This is a genomic window from Klebsiella sp. K5-204 (assembly GCF_030128585.1).
Taxonomy (GTDB): domain Bacteria; phylum Pseudomonadota; class Gammaproteobacteria; order Enterobacterales; family Enterobacteriaceae; genus Klebsiella; species Klebsiella quasipneumoniae.
Genome location: NZ_JAKUZS010000011.1, coordinates 1 through 20671, shown reverse-complemented (window position 1 = coordinate 20671; position 20671 = coordinate 1). Strand labels below are relative to the sequence as shown.

At 58.1% G+C, this 20671-nt stretch carries 18 protein-coding genes; 7 read left to right on the top strand and 11 right to left on the bottom strand.

Annotated features, from left to right (window positions below; all coding sequences use genetic code 11):
* Positions 1-68 precede the first annotated feature (68 nt).
* A complete protein-coding gene (gene uxuA / locus MKR05_RS23755) occupies positions 69-1133 on the bottom strand; it encodes a mannonate dehydratase (protein WP_025999212.1) in 1065 nt (354 codons plus the stop codon).
* A 297-nt stretch (positions 1134-1430) separates the two neighbouring features.
* Here uxuA and MKR05_RS23750 point away from each other — a divergent pair, with 297 nt between their 5' ends.
* Together MKR05_RS23750 and MKR05_RS23745 are read left to right on the top strand one after the other, a co-directional pair.
* Complete coding sequence (locus MKR05_RS23750; protein ID WP_023291135.1) at positions 1431-2447, top strand: Zn-dependent oxidoreductase; 1017 nt, start codon at positions 1431-1433, stop codon at positions 2445-2447.
* 76 nt (positions 2448-2523) lie between these two features.
* Positions 2524-3807: an MFS transporter gene (locus MKR05_RS23745; RefSeq protein ID WP_023291136.1), complete on the top strand. Its 1284-nt coding sequence runs from the start codon at positions 2524-2526 to the stop codon at positions 3805-3807.
* A 52-nt stretch (positions 3808-3859) separates the two neighbouring features.
* Here MKR05_RS23745 and MKR05_RS23740 read toward each other — a convergent pair whose 3' ends face one another.
* The gene (locus MKR05_RS23740) at positions 3860-4795 is read right to left on the bottom strand and encodes a TIGR01212 family radical SAM protein (RefSeq protein WP_023291137.1); all 936 of its coding nucleotides are present in this window, start codon (positions 4793-4795) and stop codon (positions 3860-3862) included.
* Positions 4796-5468: 673 nt separating this feature from the next.
* On the opposite strand from MKR05_RS23740, the gene gltB reads away from it, so the two are divergent.
* On the top strand, positions 5469-9929 hold the full coding sequence (gltB, locus tag MKR05_RS23735) for a glutamate synthase large subunit (protein ID WP_044524842.1): 4461 nt from the start codon (positions 5469-5471) through the stop codon (positions 9927-9929).
* A 9-nt stretch (positions 9930-9938) separates the two neighbouring features.
* Positions 9939-11357, top strand: coding sequence for a glutamate synthase subunit GltD (gene gltD / locus MKR05_RS23730; RefSeq protein ID WP_032454181.1), 1419 nt, complete (start codon positions 9939-9941; stop codon positions 11355-11357).
* 55 nt (positions 11358-11412) lie between these two features.
* On the opposite strand, the gene MKR05_RS23725 is transcribed toward gltD, so the two are convergent.
* The 7 genes from MKR05_RS23725 to zapE form a co-directional block, all read right to left on the bottom strand.
* Positions 11413-12117, bottom strand: a complete 705-nt coding sequence (locus MKR05_RS23725; RefSeq protein WP_101997254.1) for an N-acetylmannosamine-6-phosphate 2-epimerase — start codon at positions 12115-12117, stop codon at positions 11413-11415.
* A 125-nt stretch (positions 12118-12242) separates the two neighbouring features.
* The gene (gene sspB / locus MKR05_RS23720; RefSeq protein ID WP_002918465.1) at positions 12243-12737 is read right to left on the bottom strand and encodes a ClpXP protease specificity-enhancing factor; all 495 of its coding nucleotides are present in this window, start codon (positions 12735-12737) and stop codon (positions 12243-12245) included.
* 3 nt (positions 12738-12740) lie between these two features.
* Positions 12741-13379, bottom strand: a complete 639-nt coding sequence (sspA, locus tag MKR05_RS23715; RefSeq protein ID WP_002918467.1) for a stringent starvation protein SspA — start codon at positions 13377-13379, stop codon at positions 12741-12743.
* Entirely contained in the window at positions 13349-13633 is a 285-nt protein-coding gene (locus MKR05_RS23710) for a hypothetical protein (protein ID WP_136070768.1), read from the bottom strand. The genes sspA and MKR05_RS23710 overlap by 31 nt, the downstream gene beginning before the upstream one ends.
* Before the next feature lie 57 nt (positions 13634-13690).
* On the bottom strand, positions 13691-14083 hold the full coding sequence (gene rpsI, locus MKR05_RS23705) for a 30S ribosomal protein S9 (RefSeq protein WP_000829818.1): 393 nt from the start codon (positions 14081-14083) through the stop codon (positions 13691-13693).
* A 15-nt stretch (positions 14084-14098) separates the two neighbouring features.
* Positions 14099-14527, bottom strand: coding sequence for a 50S ribosomal protein L13 (gene rplM, locus MKR05_RS23700; protein WP_002918559.1), 429 nt, complete (start codon positions 14525-14527; stop codon positions 14099-14101).
* 266 nt (positions 14528-14793) lie between these two features.
* A complete protein-coding gene (gene zapE, locus MKR05_RS23695) occupies positions 14794-15921 on the bottom strand; it encodes a cell division protein ZapE (protein ID WP_023291141.1) in 1128 nt (375 codons plus the stop codon).
* Between the two features lie 190 nt (positions 15922-16111).
* Between zapE and zapG the strand changes: the two genes are divergently transcribed.
* The 3 genes from zapG to degS all read left to right on the top strand — a co-directional run bounded on the left by zapG (position 16112) and on the right by degS (position 19198).
* Positions 16112-16510, top strand: coding sequence for a Z-ring associated protein ZapG (gene zapG / locus MKR05_RS23690; RefSeq protein ID WP_012540461.1), 399 nt, complete (start codon positions 16112-16114; stop codon positions 16508-16510).
* 174 nt (positions 16511-16684) lie between these two features.
* Complete coding sequence (degQ, locus tag MKR05_RS23685; protein ID WP_017899931.1) at positions 16685-18052, top strand: serine endoprotease DegQ; 1368 nt, start codon at positions 16685-16687, stop codon at positions 18050-18052.
* A gap of 87 nt (positions 18053-18139) precedes the next feature.
* Entirely contained in the window at positions 18140-19198 is a 1059-nt protein-coding gene (gene degS, locus MKR05_RS23680; protein ID WP_002918568.1) for an outer membrane-stress sensor serine endopeptidase DegS, read from the top strand.
* Positions 19199-19223: 25 nt separating this feature from the next.
* On the opposite strand, the gene MKR05_RS23675 is transcribed toward degS, so the two are convergent.
* Together MKR05_RS23675 and MKR05_RS23670 are read right to left on the bottom strand one after the other, a co-directional pair.
* The gene (locus MKR05_RS23675; protein ID WP_023291142.1) at positions 19224-19934 is read right to left on the bottom strand and encodes a hypothetical protein; all 711 of its coding nucleotides are present in this window, start codon (positions 19932-19934) and stop codon (positions 19224-19226) included.
* A gap of 59 nt (positions 19935-19993) precedes the next feature.
* Positions 19994-20671, bottom strand: a 678-nt coding sequence (locus MKR05_RS23670) for a sodium ion-translocating decarboxylase subunit beta (RefSeq protein WP_142375652.1), incomplete at its 5' end; no start/stop codon positions are given.

Sequence of the window (20671 nt, the reverse complement as noted above, 5' to 3'; positions counted from 1 at the left end):
AGGAGCCGATATGACGGCTGGCCGCCGAGGCGAACCAGCCGCGAAAAAGAAGCATGGTCAGGAGGGGGTTAGCGCTTGCTTAGCGCCTCCCAGAGACCTTTGAGGTAGGTCACCCCGAGTGCGCGATCGTATAAACCATAGCCCGGGCGTCCGGTCTCTCCCCAGATAAAGCGGCCATGATCCGGGCGTATATAGCCGTCGAAGCCGTTGTCGTGCAACGCTTGCATCACCTTATACATATCCAGGGAGCCGTATTCTGACGGATGGGCGCACTCGTAAAAGTCTTTATCCTGCATCAGTTTAATATTGCGGACGTGGGCAAAATGGATCCGCTTGCGGCGGGTAAACTCAGCCAGAATAGCGTATACGTCGTTATCCGGATCTTCGGCAATCGAGCCGGTGCAGAGGGTGATGCCGTTGGCGGGTGAATCGACAGCCCGGCAGATCCAGTCCAGATCGTCGCGGTTTTTGACCACCCGCGGCAGGCCAAATATCGAGTACGGCGGATCGTCAGGGTGGATCGCCATTTTCACGCCCACCTCTTCGCAAACCGGGATCACCGCCTGCAGAAAATAGACCAGGTTCTCCCGCAGCTTATGGTCATCCACCGCGCTATATTTGGCAAACAGGGTCTGCACTTCCGCCAGCCGTTCCGGCTCCCAGCCCGGCAACGCGAAGCCGTTTGAATTCTCAAGCACCTCCTTCACCACGTCTTCCAGCCGCTTATCGATATCTTTCTTCTCAAAAGCCATCGTCAACGAGCCATCCGGCAGGACGTAGTTCATATCCGTCTTCATCCAGTCGAACACCGGCATGAAGTTATAGCAGATGACTTTGACGCCGAAGCGGGCAAGGTGGCGAATGGTCTGCTGATAGTTGGCAATATAGCGGTCACGAGAAGGGAGGCCGATTTTGATATCGTCATGGATGTTGACGCTCTCTATTACCTCCATTTTCAGGCCTGCGGCATGGGCCTGGCTGACCAGACGCTCAATTTTATCCTCCGGCCATACCTCGCCCACCGCGACGTCATAGAGCGCGCCGACCACCCCCTCCACGCCGGGGACCTGGCGTATATGCTCTAATGAAACCTTATCTTCCTCTGGTCCAAACCAGCGCATTGTCATCTGCATCGTCATCACCTGCTCAACATAGTTTAATTTCACCCTACTACCATACCAGTAATCATAATTGATTGAGCCTTAACTGTCGTGATGGCGATCACATTCCTGCTGACCGGCTCGCCGGTGAGGTCGCTTTCGTTACATTCATAATTTTTCTCAATTTATTTCAATAGATTAATCATTGCCGGGCTTTTTCTGACGACCTTCGCCAAATGTGATCCAGAGCTAGTTATGATCAATTGCATACTTGTATGGTAATAAAAGTCACGATATTTGTTCAGAAAACAGACAAGGGAAGGAACAGAAATGAGAAGCGTCGTTGTCAAAGAGCCAGGCCAACTGAACATCGAATCACGTCCGGTTCCCGCTCCGGGCGCCCACGAAGTCCGGGTGAAAATCGCCTTTGCCGGGATCTGCGGTTCCGATGTGCATATCTATCAGGGCCACAACCCCTTCGCGAAATATCCCCGCGTGATCGGCCATGAATTCTTCGGCATCATCGATGCCGTCGGCGAACAGGTCTCTCCGGCACGCATCGGCGAGCGCGTCGCAGTCGACCCTGTCGTCAGCTGCGGCCAGTGTTATCCCTGCTCGGTGGGGCGGCCGAATGTCTGTGCGCAGCTCCAGGTCATCGGGGTTCACCGCGACGGCGGATTCAGCGACTACGCCTGCGTGCCGGCGAAAAACGCCTGGCGCATTCCGGAAGCCATCAGCGATCGTCAGGCGACGATGGTTGAGCCTTTTACCATTGCGGCAAACATTACCGCCCAGCTGCAGCCCATGGCGCAGGATATCGCCCTGATCTACGGCGCAGGTCCGATGGGTCTGACGGTGATCCAGGCGCTGAAGGGGGTGTATGGCGTTAAGCAGGTGATCGTCGTGGACCGCATTGCCGAACGTCTGCAGATGGCGCGGGACAATGGCGCCGATCTGACGCTGGATAACACTCACCAGCCGCTGGCGGAACAGCTGGCGCAGCGGCAGATAGCCCCCACGCTGGTCATCGATGCCGCCTGCCACCCGGCGATCCTTCAGGAGGCCATTCTCCTCGCCTCTCCCGCCGCACGCATCGGCATACTCGGCTTCTCCGGCGAGGCGTCCACCCTCACCCAGCAAAGCATCACCAGTAAAGAGATCTCCATTTTCTCCTCCCGGCTGAACAGCGGACGTTTTCCTCTGGTCATCGACTGGATGGAGAAAGGCCTTATCCAGCCTGAGGCGTTAATCACCCACTGCATGCCGCTGGAGCAGGTAAAAGAGGCTATGGAGATTTTTGCCAACGATCGGAAAACCTGCTGCAAGGTATTACTGCAGCTGGGGTAAATACTAAATAACGGGCGACGTGAATATTGATATCCGTCGCGCCAGAGCTCAATAACATACTCATCACGGTGTCATCATGGGAAAAAATATCCGCTGGATTATCGTCCTGTTATTATTTTTAGTATATATGATTAATTATCTTGACCGGGTGGCGTTATCCATTACGGTACCGATGATTGAAAAGGATCTGGCGCTAAACGCCGAACAGTTTGGTATTATTTTCGGCAGTTTTTTCTTCGGCTACGCGGTATTTAATTTTATTGGCGGTCTGGCCGTGGATAAGTTTGGCGCAACGCTGGTCCTGGGGCTGGCGGTGGGGATGTGGTCGCTATTTTGCGGCTTAACCGCCTTTGCCACCGGCTTTTATTCCATGCTGATGCTGCGCGTCCTCTTCGGGATGGCTGAAGGCCCGATTTGCGCGTCGGCGAACAAGATGATCAACGGCTGGTTTCCTAAGAAGCAAGCGGCTACCGCCGTAGGGCTGCTCAGCGCCGGCTCTCCGCTGGGCGGCGCGGTTGCCGGCCCCATCGTCGGTTATCTGGCCCTCGCATTCGGCTGGCGCCCGGCGTTTATGATTATTTTCGCCATCGGTATTGTGTGGATGGTCGTGTGGTTTTTTATTGCCGCCAACTCGCCTGACAAACATAAGCATGTCAGTCAGGAAGAGCTCATGCTCATTAATAAAATGAAGCAAGAGGAGGACGCCCTGGAAACCGTAGAAAATCAAACCGCTCACTCATTGGGTTATTATCTCAAGCAGCCTATTATTCTGGTAACGGCCTTTGCGTTCTTCTGCTACAACTATATTTTGTTTTTCTTCCTCAGCTGGTTCCCGTCCTATCTGGTTCAGCAGCACCATCTGGATATTAAACAGATGAGCCTCACCACCATGATCCCATGGATAGTCGGCTTTGTCGGCCTGGCGCTGGGGGGCTATATTTCCGATAAAATTTTTAAACTCACCGGACGCCTGCTGCTGTCGCGCAAAATTGTGCTGGTGGTATGTCTGCTGATGGCCGCCATCTGTGTGGGGCTTGCCGGTACCGTCAGCAGCGTCGTTCCTGCCGTTCTGCTGATGTCGGTCTCCATCTTTTTCCTCTATGTCACCGGAGCGATCTACTGGGCGATTATCCAGGACGTGGTGCATAAATCCCGCGTCGGAGGCACCAGCGGCTTTATCCACCTTATCGGCAGCGTCTCCGGCATCGTGGGGCCGATTGTCACCGGCTATATCGTGCAGTCTACCGGTAAATTCGACAGCGCCTTTGTCCTCGCCGGCACTATCGCCGCGCTCGGCGCCCTGCTGGTACTGTTCGTGATCAAAACGCCACGCGTGACAATGAAAGCCAGTCAGGCATAGTCGACAGCAATACCATGCCCGGCGCAGCCATCACGCCGGGCATCCTCTGAGACTATTTCACCGCCTGGGGCGCGACCCAGCTGCGGCCCAGCGCCGAACCCTGAGCGCCCTGCTCATTCAGATAGCGATCCAGTTCAACCATTCCGGTCCAGCGATTTTCGCACCACAGCGGCGCGAGCAGCGTGGGCCGACGGGCGCTGGCCGATATGCGATGGTAGATCACCTCCGGCGGGGTATGGCGGATCATCTCCCCGGCGGTGACGGTATACGCCTCCAGTTCGATGCCATCGAGACGACCGGCCTGCCATGCTTTTGCCATAATGCTGCCTTTAACGATATGCAGCGGGTGCAGCTTGATGCCATCCACGCCGGTGGTCACGACCCGCTCCAGCGTCTCGAGGCCGTGCTCCTGGGTCTCCCCGGGCAGGCCGACAATGAGATGCGCGCAAACCTTCAGTCCGCGCTCACGCGCCAGACGCGCGGTACGCTGGTAACAGGCGAAATCATGCCCGCGGTTAATGCGGTGCAGGGTCTTATCATGCGCGGTCTGCAGCCCCAGCTCCAGCCATACCTCATACCCCTGCTGGTGGTATTCACTGAGCAGGTCGAGAACCGCCTCCGGCACGCAGTCCGGGCGGGTGCCGACGCAGAGGCCAACGATATTCGCCTCGCTGACGGCCTGGCGATACATCGAGCGGAGCACCTGCACTTCAGCAAAGGTGCTGGTATAGGCCTGAAAATAGGCCAGATAGCGCTTTGCCCGGTTAACGAGCTGCGCCTGATGGGCGAGCTGTTCGGCAATGGATCGATGCTGCTGGGCTTCATCCGCAAACGAGGCCACGTTACAGAAAGTGCAGCCGCCACGGCCCAGCGTACCGTCGCGGTTCGGGCAGCTAAAACCGCCGTGCAGCGTTAGCTTATGGACCTTTTCGCCATAGCGGCGCAGAAGATCCCCACCAAACATATTGACTAATTTCTGTAACTGCATAATCTGATAGACCGGCCTCAACAAAGGGGGCCAAGCCTGCCACTTTTCGTCACCGACGGCGATGACCTGGATCAATCGTCAGCGCGGCGCCCCGCCTCATTGCATAAACAATCATGATTACTGCAATTTCATTCACCCACAGGGTAATGAGTTTTCCTTATATTTCTTCATCGCACGGCCCTAATCTACTTTATGGTAAAAAACAGTATTAATATCCACCACATAAATTTATAGCAGTCGAATATGCTAATAATGAAATATATTTCAGCGCAGATCGGTAATGCAAAGCCGCGCGCACAGTGAGACAGATCACACTAGTCTTACCCTCTGCAGACGTATCCAAAGCATAAAAAATGGCATTATCTATTTTAAAAACAAAAAGTTAACACCTGTATAGCACATTTTTGTATTAATAAGATTGCCATTTGACGTAAGTGTGGATTCCCGATAAGTTGGGAATCCGCTGGAAGCTTTCTGGATGAGCACTCTGCTCATCATATTTATGCAGTAATTGAGATTCCCTCTTAACAGCAAGTCCTCAAACTTGTGTACCGATGCAAAAAGGATTTAAAGAGGGCGAATGCGAGGTGCAAACCCCGTCGCCATGCTCTTTCTGTGCCTGTGCGCAATCGGTATCGGAGGGGGTCCGTAGAGCCTGGGGAGGTTCACTGATATGTTGTACGACAAATCCCTTGAGAGGGATAACTGTGGTTTCGGCCTGATCGCCCACATAGAAGGCGAACCTAGCCACAAGGTAGTGCGAACCGCGATACACGCACTGGCCCGCATGCAGCACCGTGGCGCAATCCTTGCCGATGGTAAAACCGGCGACGGTTGCGGTCTGCTGCTGCAAAAACCCGATCGTTTCTTCCGCATCGTTGCCGAAGAGCGCGGCTGGCGTTTAGCCAAAAACTACGCCGTTGGGATGCTGTTCCTGAATAAAGATCCTGAACTGGCGAAAGCGGCACGCCGCATCGTTGAAGAAGAACTTCAGCTTGAGACCCTGTCGATTGTTGGCTGGCGCGATGTGCCGACCAACGAAGGCGTGCTCGGTGAAATCGCCCTCTCCTCGCTGCCCCGTATTGAGCAAATCTTTGTTAACGCCCCGGCTGGCTGGCGCCCGCGCGATATGGAGCGTCGTCTGTTTATTGCGCGTCGTCGCATTGAAAAACGCCTGCAGGAAGACAAAGATTTCTACGTTTGTAGCTTGTCCAACCTGGTCAACATCTATAAAGGTCTGTGTATGCCGGCGGATTTGCCGCGCTTCTACCTGGACCTCGCGGACCTGCGCCTGGAGTCGGCTATCTGCCTGTTCCACCAGCGCTTCTCCACCAACACCGTACCACGCTGGCCGCTGGCGCAGCCGTTCCGCTACCTGGCGCACAACGGTGAAATCAACACCATCACCGGCAACCGCCAGTGGGCTCGCGCCCGTACCTATAAGTTCCAGACCCCGCTGATCCCGGACCTGCACGACGCCGCGCCGTTCGTTAACGAAACCGGCTCCGACTCCAGTTCAATGGACAACATGCTGGAGCTGCTTCTGGCCGGCGGGATGGACATCGTGCGCGCCATGCGTCTGCTGGTGCCGCCAGCCTGGCAGAACAACCCGGATATGGATCCGGAGCTGCGTTCGTTCTTCGACTTTAACTCCATGCATATGGAGCCATGGGACGGCCCGGCGGGTATCGTCATGTCCGATGGTCGCTACGCGGCCTGTAACCTCGACCGTAATGGCCTGCGCCCGGCGCGCTACGTCATTACCAAAGATAAGCTCATCACCTGCGCCTCTGAAGTCGGCATCTGGGACTACCAGCCGGACGAAGTGGTTGAGAAAGGCCGCGTGGGTCCGGGTGAGCTGATGGTTATCGATACCCGTGCCGGACGCATTCTGCACTCAGCGGAAACCGATGACGATCTGAAGAGCCGCCATCCGTATAAAGAGTGGATGGAGAAAAACGTTCGTCGCCTGGTGCCATTTGAAGATCTGCCGGACGAAGAGGTTGGCAGCCGCCAGCTGGACGACGATCTGCTGGCCAGCTACCAGAAACAGTTTAACTACAGCGCAGAAGAGCTGGACTCGGTGCTGCGCGTGCTCGGCGAAAATGGCCAGGAAGCGGTCGGCTCAATGGGCGATGACACGCCTTTCGCCGTCCTTTCCAGCCAGCCGCGCATTATCTACGATTATTTCCGTCAGCAGTTCGCCCAGGTGACGAACCCGCCTATCGATCCGCTGCGTGAAGCGCACGTCATGTCGCTGGCCACCAGCATCGGGCGCGAAATGAACGTCTTCTGCGAAGCGGAAGGCCAGGCGCATCGTCTGAGCTTCAAATCGCCGATCCTGCTGTACTCCGATTTCAAACAGCTGACGACGATGGAAGAAGAGCACTATCGTGCCGACGTCCTCGACATCACCTTCAACCCGGCAGAGGCTTCCCTCAGCGAGACGGTGAAGGCCCTGTGCGACAAAGCGGAGCAAATGGTACGCGATGGTACCGTGCTGCTGGTTCTTTCTGACCGCAACATCGCCAAAGACCGCCTGCCGGTGCCGGCGCCGATGGCCGTTGGCGCGATCCAGACCCGTCTGGTCGATAAAAGTCTGCGCTGCGATGCCAACATCATCGTTGAAACCGCCAGCGCCCGCGATCCGCATCACTTCGCCGTGCTGCTGGGCTTCGGCGCGACAGCTATCTATCCGTACCTCGCCTATGAAACGCTGGCGAAGCTGGTCGACAGCAAAGCTATCGATAAACCGTACCGTGCGGTGATGCTGAACTATCGCAACGGTATCAATAAAGGTCTGTATAAGATCATGTCCAAGATGGGGATCTCGACCATCGCCTCCTACCGCTGCTCGAAGCTGTTCGAAGCGGTCGGTCTGCATCGCGATGTCTCCGATCTCTGCTTCCAGGGCGTGGTCAGCCGCATCGGCGGCGCCGGCTTCGACGATTTCCAGCAGGACCTGCTGAATCTGTCGAAACGCGCCTGGCTGGCGCGCAAGCCGCTGGCTCAGGGCGGTCTGCTGAAGTACGTTCACGGCGGCGAATATCACGCCTACAACCCGGACGTGGTGCGTACCCTGCAGCAGGCTGTGCAGAGCGGCGAGTACAGCGATTATCAACAATACGCGAAGCTGGTTAACGAACGTCCGGCGGCCACGCTGCGCGATCTGCTGGCGCTCAATCCGGGCGAAGACGCCATCAGCATCGACGACGTGGAGCCGGCGAAGGAGCTGTTCAAACGCTTCGATACCGCAGCGATGTCGATCGGCGCCCTGAGTCCGGAAGCGCACGAATCGCTGGCGGAAGCGATGAACAGCATCGGCGGCTTCTCTAACTCCGGTGAAGGCGGTGAAGACCCGGCGCGCTACGGCACCAATAAAGTGTCGCGCATCAAGCAGGTGGCGTCCGGCCGCTTCGGCGTCACCCCAGCCTATCTGGTCAATGCCGACGTTATCCAGATCAAAGTCGCCCAGGGCGCGAAGCCGGGTGAAGGCGGCCAGCTGCCGGGTGATAAAGTCACTCCGTACATCGCCAAACTGCGCTATTCGGTACCGGGCGTGACGCTGATCTCCCCGCCGCCGCACCACGATATCTACTCTATCGAGGATTTGGCGCAGCTGATTTTCGACCTCAAGCAGGTCAACCCGAAAGCGATGATTTCGGTCAAACTGGTTTCTGAACCGGGCGTGGGCACCATCGCCACCGGCGTAGCCAAAGCATATGCCGACCTGATCACCATCGCCGGCTACGACGGCGGCACCGGGGCGAGCCCGCTCTCTTCCGTGAAATATGCCGGCTGTCCGTGGGAGCTTGGTCTGGTGGAAACCCAGCAGGCGCTGGTCGCTAACGGCCTGCGTCATAAGATCCGTCTGCAGGTGGATGGCGGCCTGAAAACCGGCCTCGATATCATCAAAGCGGCGATCCTCGGCGCGGAAAGCTTCGGTTTCGGTACCGGCCCGATGGTGGCGCTGGGCTGTAAATACCTGCGTATTTGCCACCTGAACAACTGCGCGACCGGCGTGGCGACCCAGGATGACAAACTGCGTAAGAACCACTATCACGGTCTGCCGTTCAAAGTGACCAACTACTTTGAATTTATCGCCCGTGAAACCCGCGAGCTGATGGCCCAGCTGGGCGTCAAGCGCCTGGTGGATCTGATTGGCCGCACCGATCTGCTCAAAGAGCTGGATGGGTTCACCGCCAAGCAGCAGAAACTGGATCTGGGTAAACTGCTGGAGACCGCAGAGCCGCATCCTGGCAAAGCGCTGTACTGCACCGAAAATAACCCGCCGTTCGATAACGGCGTGCTCAACGCCCAGCTGCTGCAGCAGGCGAAACCGTACGTGGATGAAAAGCAGAGCAAAACGTTCTGGTTCGATATCCGCAATACCGACCGCTCCGTGGGGGCCTCGCTGTCCGGGTATATTGCCCAGACCCATGGCGACCAGGGACTGGCGGGCGACCCGATCGTCGCTCACTTTAGCGGCACCGCGGGCCAGAGCTTCGGCGTGTGGAACGCCGGCGGCGTGGAACTGCATCTGACGGGCGACGCCAACGACTATGTCGGCAAAGGCATGGCGGGCGGTCTGCTGGCCATTCGTCCGCCGGTGGGCTCCGCTTTCCGCAGCCACGAAGCCAGCATTATCGGCAACACCTGCCTGTACGGCGCGACCGGTGGTCGTCTGTACGCCGCAGGCCGCGCAGGTGAGCGTTTCGCGGTGCGTAACTCCGGCGCCATCACCGTGGTGGAAGGCATCGGCGACAACGGCTGTGAATACATGACCGGCGGTATCGTCTGCGTGCTCGGTAAAACCGGCGTCAACTTTGGCGCAGGGATGACCGGCGGCTTTGCCTATGTCCTGGATGAAGATGGCGACTTCCGTAAACGCGTGAACCCGGAGCTGGTGGAAGTGCTGGACGTTGACTCTCTGGCTATCCATGAAGAGCACCTGCGCGGTTTAATCACCGAGCACGTGCAGCTTACCGGTTCGCAACGCGGCGAAGAGATCCTCGCCAACTGGCCGGCCTTCTCCGCGAAGTTTGCGCTGGTTAAACCGAAGTCCAGCGATGTTAAAGCACTGTTGGGTCACCGTAGTCGTTCCGCAGCTGAGCTGCGGGTGCAGGCGCAGTAAGGGGTTAAGATGAGTCAGAACGTTTATCAATTTATCGACCTGCAGCGCGTTGATCCGCCTAAGAAACCGCTGAAGATCCGTAAAATTGAATTTGTGGAAATTTACGAGCCGTTTTCAGAAGGCCAGGCCAAGGCGCAGGCGGATCGCTGCCTCTCCTGCGGCAACCCGTACTGCGAGTGGAAGTGCCCGGTGCATAACTACATCCCGAACTGGCTGAAGCTGGCCAACGAGGGGCGTATTTTTGAGGCGGCTGAGCTGTCGCACCAGACCAACACCCTGCCGGAAGTCTGCGGGCGCGTCTGCCCGCAGGACCGCCTGTGTGAAGGCTCCTGTACGCTGAACGATGAGTTCGGCGCGGTGACCATCGGCAACATCGAACGCTACATCAATGATAAGGCATTCGAGATGGGCTGGCGTCCGGATCTCTCCGGCGTGAAACCGACCGGTAAAACCGTCGCGATCATCGGCGCTGGCCCGGCGGGCCTCGCCTGTGCCGACGTGTTGACCCGCAACGGCGTCAAGGCGGTGGTGTTTGACCGCCATCCGGAAATCGGCGGCCTGCTGACCTTCGGTATCCCGGCGTTCAAGCTGGAAAAAGAGGTGATGACCCGCCGCCGGGAGATCTTCACCGGCATGGGCATTGAGTTCAAACTCAATACCGAAGTGGGCCGCGACGTGCAGCTCGACGACCTGCTGAAAGAGTACGATGCCGTGTTCCTCGGCGTCGGCACCTATCAGTCGATGCGCGGCGGGCTGGACAATGAAGACGCCCCGGGCGTCTACGACGCGCTGCCGTTCCTGATCGCCAACACCAAGCAGATCATGGGCTTTGGCGAAACCGCCGATGAGCCCTACGTCAGCATGGAAGGCAAACGCGTGGTCGTTCTCGGCGGTGGCGATACCGCGATGGACTGCGTACGTACCTCCGTCCGTCAGAATGCGGCGCACGTGATCTGCGCCTATCGTCGTGACGAAGAGAACATGCCGGGTTCAAAACGCGAAGTGAAAAACGCGCGTGAGGAAGGCGTTGAGTTCCAGTTCAACGTCCAGCCGCTGGGCGTGGAAGTGAATGCCAACGGCAAAGTGTGCGGCGTGAAGATGGCGCGCACCGAGATGGGCCAGCCGGATGCGAAAGGCCGCCGTCGCGCGGAGATCGTCGCCGGCTCTGAGCACGTGGTGCCGGCAGACGCCGTCGTCATGGCGTTTGGCTTCCGTCCCCACAGCATGGAGTGGCTGGCGAAGCACAGCGTCGAGCTGGACTCCCAGGGCCGCATCATTGCGCCGGAAGGCAGCGAGAACGCCTTCCAGACCAGCAACCCGAAAATCTTCGCCGGCGGCGATATCGTTCGCGGTTCCGACCTGGTGGTCACCGCGATTGCGGAAGGACGTAAAGCGGCTGACGGGATCCTCAACTACCTTGAAGTCTGATTAGGCCCGGAGTCTCAGCGCATAAAAGCCCGATGGTTAACGACATCGGGCTTTTTTATTGCCCATTCGCCGGGCAAACCGCCGCTTTCAGCGCCGTATTATACCAGCCGCAGATATGTTCTAAGCGGGTGATCGCCGAGCCGACGGTCACCGCCCACGCGCCGCAGCGCATTGCCTCAGCCGCCTGCGCAGGCGTATTGTAGCGTCCCTCAGCGACCACTCTGCAGCCCGCGGCGCTCAGGCTTTTCACCAGCGCCAGATCCGGCTCGACCGGTGTCTCCTCTGCGGTATAGCCTGAGAGGGTGGTGCCAACCATATCGAAGCCCAACTGCCAGCATTCAAGGGCATCGTCGAGAGAGGAACAATCTGCCATCGCATTTTTCCCCTGGCGGTGAATTGCCACCAACAACGATGCGACAGAGGCCGGACGCTGGCGCCGCGTGCCGTCAACCGCAATGATATCGGCCCCCGCCTGCGCCAGGGCATTCACATCCTCAAGCCACGGCGTAATACGCACCGGGCTATCATGCAGATCGCGCTTAATCAGCGCGATAACAGGCACCGTCACTAACGGACGAACGGCCTGCAGGTTGGCCAGACCTTCGATGCGCAGCGCCACCGCCCCCGCCTGCTCCGCCGCCAGCCCCATCGCCGCGACAATGGCGGGGTTATCCAGCGGGCTGCCCGGCACCGGCTGGCAGGAGACAATTAATCCGCCATGATGACGGATTTGCTGGTCCAGTTGTGCGAGTAAAGTCATGTCTGCTCCCTGAAAGCTACCTGTGGCGATGACAGTACCAGCCATGGGGCGCCTCGTTTGTGGCAGAGTTAACAAAGCGGACAGACAAAAAAAACAGGCCCCGCAGGGCCTGTCAGAGAAGGGAGTTACTTCACCACGCGCAGCGCCGGGCGACCACCGCGCGGCGGCGGCGTGTCGTCAGGATCGTCGTCGTGATTATCGGGCTTATCGCCATCAATCACCGACATCACCGTTTCGCTTTCACTCTCAGGCGCGACGTCATCATCGTTGAGGCTGCTGACGTCTTCGTCATAGGCCGCTTCCGGTTCAAACATCGTGCCGGCGCCGTTCTCACGGGCATAGATGGCGAGTACCGCAGCCAGCGGGACAGATACGTTGCGCGGCACGCCGCCAAAGCGAGCGTTGAAGCGCACTTCGTCGTTCGCCAGCTCAAGATTACCTACCGCACGCGGGGCAATATTGAGAACGATTTGCCCGTCGCGCGCATACTCCATCGGCACGAGCACGCCCGGCAGCGTGACATCCACCACCAGATGCGGCGTCAGCTGGTTATCCAGCAGCCAGTCATAAAACGCCCGCAGCAGATACGGGCGACGCGGCGTCAGCTGTGATACATCCATTATTTAGCCCCGACCGAGGCGCATTTCACGCTCGGCTTCAGTTAAAGAGGCGAGGAAGGAATCACGCTCAAATACGCGAGTCATATAGCCTTTGAGCTCTTTCGCGCCTGCGCCAACCAGCTCCACACCGAGAACCGGCAGACGCCACAGCAGCGGCGCCAGGTAGCAATCCACCAGGCTGAACTCATCGCTCAGGAAGTAAGGTTTCTGGGTGAACACCGGCGCGATGGCCAGCAGTTCTTCACGCAGTTGCTTACGCGCAGCATCAGCTTGCGCTGCGGTACCGCTCTGGATGGTGTTCATCAGCGAATACCAGTCCTTCTCGATACGTTGCATATACAGACGGCTTTCGCCACGCGCCACCGGATAAACCGGCATTAACGGCGGGTGCGGGAAACGCTCATCCAGGTATTCCATAATGATGCGGGATTCCCACAGAGTGAGCTCACGATCCACCAGCGTCGGTACGCTTTGATTCGGGTTGAGGTCAATCAGATCCTGAGGCGGGTTGTCCTTCTCCACGTGCTCTATCTCAAAACTGACACCCTTCTCGGCCAGCACAATGCGGACCTGATGGCTATAGATGTCAGTAGGACCAGAAAACAGCGTCATTACCGAACGTTTGTTGGCAGCGACAGCCATGAAAACCTCCAGGTATATTCAGAATTTTGTACTGCTGCCAGCCACTCATGGCCGGCCAGATGTAAAAACCCCAGTAGCGCGATGTCACCTTCGTTCACGAATAAAACAAAAAATGAACAATCACCAGCATTTGGGCAGAAAATTGGATGATAGTTTACCAGATTTTGAAGACGTTGTGGTGAGGGGATTCTGGAAATGCTGAAAAAGTGGCAAGAACCGGCGGTAAGCTTGTGGATAACAGCCGTTTTATCCATAAAAAAACCCGCCGGAGCGGGTTTTTTCGCAAATTGTTCTGCGTGAGCAGAAAACAATTAACGTTTGGAGAACTGCGGACGACGACGTGCTTTACGCAGACCGACTTTCTTACGTTCAACCTGACGAGCGTCACGAGTGACGAAGCCAGCTTTACGCAGTTCAGAACGCAGGGACTCGTCGTACTCCATCAGAGCGCGGGTGATACCGTGACGGATCGCACCAGCCTGACCAGAGATACCACCACCTTTAACAGTGATGTACAGATCCAGTTTCTCAACCATGTCGACCAGTTCCAGCGGCTGACGAACTACCATGCGGGCAGTTTCACGACCGAAGTACTGTTCCAGAGAACGCTGGTTGATAACGATTTTGCCGTTGCCCGGTTTGATGAAAACGCGAGCTGCGGAACTTTTGCGGCGACCAGTGCCGTAGTATTGATTTTCAGCCATTGCCTATAATCCCGATTAGATGTCAAGAACTTGCGGTTGCTGTGCCGCGTGGTTGTGCTCGTTACCCGCGTAAACTTTCAGTTTACGGTACATAGCACGACCCAGCGGGCCTTTTGGCAGCATGCCTTTAACCGCGATTTCAATCACACGCTCAGGACGGCGGGCAATCATCTCTTCAAAGGTCGCTTCTTTGATACCACCGATGTGGCCGGTGTGGTGGTAGTACATTTTGTCTTCGCGCTTGTTGCCGGTAACAGCAACTTTTTCTGCGTTCAGAACGATGATGTAATCACCGGTATCAACGTGCGGAGTGTATTCCGCTTTGTGCTTACCGCGCAGGCGACGAGCCAGTTCAGTAGCCAGACGGCCCAGAGTTTTACCGGTCGCGTCAACAACATACCAGTCGCGTTTTACGGTTTCTGGTTTAGCTGTAAAAGTTTTCATTAAAAGCTTACCCAAATAATAAGTTACACGTTGGTGAACACCCAAACGTTTAGTCAGTTGAGGTTCACACGACATTGTCCAGCAAACCTACCCCTTCGAATAGCCTATGCCGGCACATAGAAAGTTTCGGGAAAAAAACCTTCTCGTAACGTGGGGTCGCAAGATTATAGAGAAGTCGGGGTCAAAGATCGACCCCTTTATGAGATTTTTCAGGCAGCTCCCGGGGCGGCCCTGCGGCCCTGAATTCGCCGGGAAAAAGTATCCTGTCAGGGCATATGCGGGCGCTTGAGGTACTCTTCGCTCTGCATCTCCTGCAGACGCGACAGACAGCGCTGAAACTCAAACTTCAGCCGCTCTCCCTGATAAATGTCGTACAGCGGCACCGCCGCGCTGACCACCAGCTTCACGTGGCGCTCATAGAACTCATCCACCAGGGCGATAAAGCGCCGGGCTTCGCTCTCCAGCTGCGCGGTCATCACCGGCACATCGAACAGCATCACGGTGTGGAACAGGCGGGAGAGCGCGATATAGTCATGCTGGCTACGGGCATCCACGCACAGCGTGGCGAACGACGCCGCCAGCGTCTGGTTTTCCACGCCGAGGGTCGGCAGCTCGCGATGGTTGATCTCCAGCGTCGGCCCGGCAGCGCGCGGCGCGCCGGCCAGCGCCAGCCACAGTTTATCCATCTGTTCGCGGGTGTCGTTATTCAGCGGCGACAGCCACAGGTGCGCCTGGGTCAGGGTACGCAAGCGATAATCGATGCCGGCATCGACGTTCATAATATCGCAATGCTGCTTGATGGCGTCGATAGCGGGCAGAAAACGGGCGCGCTGCAGGCCATTGCGATAGAGCTCATCCGGCGGAATATTGGAGGTCGCCACCAGCGTGATGCCGCGGGCGAACAGGGCCTTCATCAGCCCGCCCAACAGCATGGCGTCGGTTATATCGGAGACAAAAAACTCGTCGAAACAGAGCACGTCGGTTTCCGCTTTAAAGCGGTCGGCGACAATGTCCAGCGGGTCGCTATGGCCCTGCAGGGTGGTCAGCTCTTCGTGCACCCGCAGCATAAAGCGATGGAAATGCAGGCGCTGCTTACGCTCGCCCGGCAGGCTCTGGTAAAACAGGTCCATCAGCCAGGTTTTCCCCCGCCCCACGCCGCCCCACATATACAGGCCGCGGACGGGCGCCGCCTCGGCTGCTGGTTCGCGCTTACCCAGCAGTTTGCCGAATTTCGCGCGCAAACCGCCGCCTGACGCGACAGGCGCGGGCTGAGTCTGCAGTTCCTGGTAAATGGTATCGAGGCGGCTCACCGCTTCTTGCTGGACGTCGTCGGGTTGATGGCTGCCCTCTTTCAGGGCTGAAAGGTAACGCGATGTTGGAGACAGGCTTTGCATGATCTAATTGTTATTCCTTGAAAACCGTGATGTCGAAGCTCACGATTGACGAAAAAAAGGCCGTTCTACACTACGCGATGATACGCCAGGATTCCACTTCTGTGGAATTAGCGGTTATAGTGGCACTATCGGGCGCAGGCGGAGAGCCTAAGAGCCACCCTACGGAACCACAATACAACGGGAGATGTTCATGACCTGGGAATACGCGCTAATTGGGTTAGTCGTCGGTATCATCATTGGTGCCGTCGCCATGCGTTTCGGCAACCGCAAACTGCGCCAGCAGCAGGCGCTGCAGTTCGAACTGGAAAAGAATAAAGCCGAGCTTGAAGAGTACCGTGAAGAGCTGGTCAGCCATTTTGCGCGCAGCGCCGAGCTGCTGGATAACATGGCGCACGACTACCGTCAGCTGTATCAGCATATGGCGAAAAGCTCTAACAACCTGCTGCCGGATTCCATGGCAGACGCCAACCCGTTCCGCAACCGCCTGGAAGAGTCTGAAGCCAGCAACGATCAGGCGCCGGTCCAGATGCCGCGCGACTACTCCGAAGGCGCATCCGGATTACTGCGCGGTGGCGCAAAACGCGATTAAACAATCGCCTCTGATAAAATATTCTCCGGGCGCGCCCATCGCGCCCGCTCCTTCCCCCACTTCCCGGCTACAATTTAAACCAGTCCCCACATTGTTACCTGCGCAAAAATTCAATAACATCAGGTTATTCAGGACATTTTTCCATACACCTCAGGTTACGAGAGCCAGCATCTAATGAAGAAACAGACTTTGCTGTTGAGTGCGTTAGCGTTAAGCATTGGGTTATCGTTGTCGGTTCTGCCTCCGGCAGCAGCATCCTTACCGACTCAGGTGCCCGGCCAGGGCGCGTTACCAAGCCTGGCGCCGATGCTGGAAAAGGTCCTGCCGGCGGTAGTCAGCGTCCAGGTGGAAGGCACTGCCTCGCCGACGCTCAATATGCCGGAAGAGCTGAAGAAATATTTTGGCGATAACGCCCCGCAAGAGCAGGCGCAGCCGTTCGAAGGGCTTGGCTCCGGCGTCATTATCGACGCAGCGAAAGGCTACGTGCTGACCAATAACCACGTCATCAATCAGGCGCAGAAGATCAGCGTCCAGCTGAACGATGGTCGTGAATTTGATGCCAAACTGGTCGGTAGCGATGAACAGAGCGACATTGCTCTGCTGCAGCTGATTAAGCCGTCAAACCTGACGCAAATCGCCATTGCTGACTCCGATAAACTCCGCGTCGGCGACTTCGCCGTCGCCGTCGGCAACCCGTTCGGTCTTGGTCAGACCGCCACCTCCGGCATTATCTCTGCCCTTGGCCGCAGCGGCCTGAACCTTGAAGGGCTGGAGAATTTCATCCAGACCGATGCCTCCATCAACCGCGGCAACTCCGGCGGCGCGCTGTTGAACCTCAACGGCGAGCTTATCGGGATCAACACCGCGATCCTGGCGCCGGGCGGCGGCAGCATCGGCATCGGCTTCGCCATCCCGAGCAACATGGCGAAAACCCTCGCCGACCAGCTCATTCAGTTTGGCGAAATCAAGCGCGGCCTGCTGGGCATTAAAGGCATGGAAATGAGCGCCGATATCGCCAAGGCGATGAACCTCAACGTTCAGCGCGGCGCCTTCGTCAGTGAAGTGCTGCCAAACTCCGGGTCCGCCAAAGCGGGGATCAAATCCGGCGACGTCATCGTTAGCCTGAACGGCAAGCCGCTGAATAGTTTTGCCGAACTGCGCTCGCGGATCGCCACCACCGAGCCGGGGACCAAAGTCAAACTGGGCCTGCTGCGCGATGGAAAACCGGTCGATGTCGAAGTGACGCTGGATAAGAGCACCTCCTCCACCGCCAGCGCTGAGCTGATTATCCCGGCTCTGCAGGGTGCCTCGTTCAGCGACGGTCAGATGAAAGATGGCACCAAAGGGGTGGTGATCGATAATGTCGATAAAGGCAGCGCCGCCGCCCAGGTCGGCCTGCATAAGGATGACATTATCATTGGCCTTAACCGCGAGCGTATTCATTCGATTGCCGAATTACGCAAAGTGCTCGAAGGCAAACCGCCGGTCATCGCCCTGAACGTGATCCGCGGCAACGAAAGCATCTATCTGCTGCTGCGCTGATTGTCTCCCCGGACATCGCCGCCATGTGCGATGTCCGGACAACTCATGCTATGCTGCGCCTGACCATTCATTAACGATATCTGCATCATGCCTGGAAAGTTATTACGTTCAGTACTCATCGGTTTGCTTGTCGGGGGCCTGCTGTTGGCCCTGATGCCCTCGCTGCGCCAGTGGCAGCTAGCGCCGACCACCCAGAACGATACGGCAGACGACTCCCCGGCGAGCTATAACGCCGCCGTACGCCGCGCCGCGCCCGCCGTAGTGAACGTCTATAACCGCGCCCTGAACAGCACCAGCCATAATCAGCTGACGCTTGGCTCCGGGGTGATCATGGACCAGCGCGGCTATATCCTGACCAACAAGCATGTGATTAACGATGCCGACCAGATTATCGTCGCTCTGCAGGACGGCCGGGTCTTCGAAGCGCTGCTGGTAGGCTCCGATTCCCTGACCGACCTCGCGGTGCTGAAGATCAACGCTACCGGCGGGCTGCCGGTGATCCCGATCAACCCGAAACGCACGCCGCACATCGGCGATGTGGTGCTGGCGATTGGCAACCCCTATAACCTGGGACAGACCATCACCCAGGGGATCATCAGCGCCACAGGGCGCATTGGCCTCAACCCCACCGGCCGCCAGAATTTCCTGCAGACTGACGCCTCGATCAACCACGGTAACTCCGGCGGGGCGCTGGTGAACTCCCTCGGCGAGCTGATGGGGATTAACACCCTCTCCTTTGACAAGAGCAACGACGGCGAAACGCCTGAAGGCATTGGCTTTGCGATCCCGTTCCAGTTAGCGACCAAAATTATGGACAAGCTGATCCGGGATGGCCGTGTGATCCGCGGCTATATCGGCATTAGCGGCCGGGAGATCGCCCCGCTGCACGCGCAGGGCGGCGGGATCGATCAGATCCAGGGGATCGTCGTTAACGATGTCGCGCCGGACGGACCGGCCGCGCAGGCGGGGATCCGCGCCAACGACGTGATCATCTCCGTGAATGACAAACCCGCGGTCTCCGCGCTGGAGACAATGGATCAGGTGGCCGAGATCCGCCCGGGTTCGGAAATTCCGGTGGTCATCATGCGTGATGATAAGAAAATCACGCTCCATATCGCCGTCCAGGAATACCCGGCCACCAACTAAGCGGCTCCCCGTTTGGGGAGCCACGTTAATCGCTAAATACCGGACCGGCCGGGAATCTGACCAAAAACCCGGTCACCGCCAGCAGCGATCTCAGCGCGGGCCAGACAACCTGTCGCTCGCGAAGCTCATCATCCAGCGTCAGTAGCGCAAACTCTCCCTTCTCACCCAGCACGCCACCCTGCCAGAGCAGGCGCTGCGCCTGCTGCCGCGCCCAGGGCGACTCGCTCTTCCAGGCCAGCAAATGTAGCAGCGCCTGCTGCAGACAGACGCTGTGGGAATGGTTATCCCGCCGCAGCCGCCGGTAGACGGGCAGGGACACGCTGCGCACGGTATAAAATCCACTGCCCGCCTCTTCATCGCCTTCAGGGATAGCGCGGGCGAACTGCCCCGCCACGTCGCACAGCCGGTTGTGCGTCAGCGGAAGTTGCCGGGCGCTGAGCGCCCCGGCCGCCATGCACAGCAGACCGCTGCGCTGCAGCGAGGGCGTCGCGGGGCGCACGACCGCCGCCGGTAAGGCAGTCACCGCCCGTGTCGCCTCGTCAGCGTTGTGGTCAGCGCCGGCCTCATAACAGCTGGCCAGCAGCGCTTCACCAGGCGTGGCGTTCAGCGGGGGCGAAAGCAGGTTCAGCGCCGGCTGCAGTTGTGCAAGTTCATCGCCTGACGCCAGCATGGCGTCAACCACCGCCACCCGTGTTGATGTCCGGTTTTCCGGACAGCATGCTATGGCTTCATTCATCACCGTCTCCTTATGAGAAATCTCCGCGGCCGACATGCCAGCCGCGGAAACAGGCCGGCCTACATCGCCAGCACGTACTTGAGCATCACCCCGGCGGCGATCGCCGAGCCGATCACCCCCGCCACGTTCGGGCCCATCGCATGCATCAGCAGGAAGTTCTGCCCGTCCGCTTCCAGACCCACCTTGTTCGACACCCTGGCCGCCATCGGCACCGCCGACACCCCGGCTGAACCGATCAGTGGGTTGATCGGGTTCTTACTGAACCTGTTCAGCAGCTTCGCCATCAGCACCCCGGCGGCGGTCCCCACGCAGAAGGCGATCACCCCCAGCAGCAGGATCCCCAGCGTCTGCGGCTGCAGGAACTTGTCCGCCACCAGCTTGGCCCCCACCGACAGCCCGAGGAAGATGGTCACGATGTTGATCAGCGCGTTCTGCACCGTATCGCTCAGCCGCTCCACCACCCCGCTCTCGCGCATCAGGTTGCCGAAGCAGAACATCCCCAGCAGCGGCGCGGCGTCCGGCAGCAGGAGCGCCACCAGCAGCAACAGCACCGCCGGGAAGAGGATCTTCTCCCGCTTACTCACCGTACGCAGCTGCACCATGCGGATCTTCCGCTCCTTATCCGTGGTCAGCGCCTTCATGATCGGCGGCTGGATCAGCGGTACCAGCGCCATGTAGGAGTAGGCGGCCACCGCGATGGCCCCCAGCAGCTCCGGCGCCAGCTTGCCCGACAGGTA

What these genes read in the sequence shown, in the direction of transcription:
- uxuA (WP_025999212.1), bottom strand. Translation starts at nt 1,133, where the DNA reads ATGCAGATGACAATGCGCTGGTTTGGACCAGAGGAAGATAAGGTTTCA.
- MKR05_RS23750 (WP_023291135.1), top strand. Translation starts at nt 1,431, where the DNA reads ATGAGAAGCGTCGTTGTCAAAGAGCCAGGCCAACTGAACATCGAATCA.
- MKR05_RS23745 (WP_023291136.1), top strand. Translation starts at nt 2,524, where the DNA reads ATGGGAAAAAATATCCGCTGGATTATCGTCCTGTTATTATTTTTAGTA.
- MKR05_RS23740 (WP_023291137.1), bottom strand. Translation starts at nt 4,795, where the DNA reads ATGCAGTTACAGAAATTAGTCAATATGTTTGGTGGGGATCTTCTGCGC.
- gltB (WP_044524842.1), top strand. Translation starts at nt 5,469, where the DNA reads ATGTTGTACGACAAATCCCTTGAGAGGGATAACTGTGGTTTCGGCCTG.
- gltD (WP_032454181.1), top strand. Translation starts at nt 9,939, where the DNA reads ATGAGTCAGAACGTTTATCAATTTATCGACCTGCAGCGCGTTGATCCG.
- MKR05_RS23725 (WP_101997254.1), bottom strand. Translation starts at nt 12,117, where the DNA reads ATGACTTTACTCGCACAACTGGACCAGCAAATCCGTCATCATGGCGGA.
- sspB (WP_002918465.1), bottom strand. Translation starts at nt 12,737, where the DNA reads ATGGATGTATCACAGCTGACGCCGCGTCGCCCGTATCTGCTGCGGGCG.
- sspA (WP_002918467.1), bottom strand. Translation starts at nt 13,379, where the DNA reads ATGGCTGTCGCTGCCAACAAACGTTCGGTAATGACGCTGTTTTCTGGT.
- MKR05_RS23710 (WP_136070768.1), bottom strand. Translation starts at nt 13,633, where the DNA reads ATGGATAAAACGGCTGTTATCCACAAGCTTACCGCCGGTTCTTGCCAC.
- rpsI (WP_000829818.1), bottom strand. Translation starts at nt 14,083, where the DNA reads ATGGCTGAAAATCAATACTACGGCACTGGTCGCCGCAAAAGTTCCGCA.
- rplM (WP_002918559.1), bottom strand. Translation starts at nt 14,527, where the DNA reads ATGAAAACTTTTACAGCTAAACCAGAAACCGTAAAACGCGACTGGTAT.
- zapE (WP_023291141.1), bottom strand. Translation starts at nt 15,921, where the DNA reads ATGCAAAGCCTGTCTCCAACATCGCGTTACCTTTCAGCCCTGAAAGAG.
- zapG (WP_012540461.1), top strand. Translation starts at nt 16,112, where the DNA reads ATGACCTGGGAATACGCGCTAATTGGGTTAGTCGTCGGTATCATCATT.
- degQ (WP_017899931.1), top strand. Translation starts at nt 16,685, where the DNA reads ATGAAGAAACAGACTTTGCTGTTGAGTGCGTTAGCGTTAAGCATTGGG.
- degS (WP_002918568.1), top strand. Translation starts at nt 18,140, where the DNA reads ATGCCTGGAAAGTTATTACGTTCAGTACTCATCGGTTTGCTTGTCGGG.
- MKR05_RS23675 (WP_023291142.1), bottom strand. Translation starts at nt 19,934, where the DNA reads ATGAATGAAGCCATAGCATGCTGTCCGGAAAACCGGACATCAACACGG.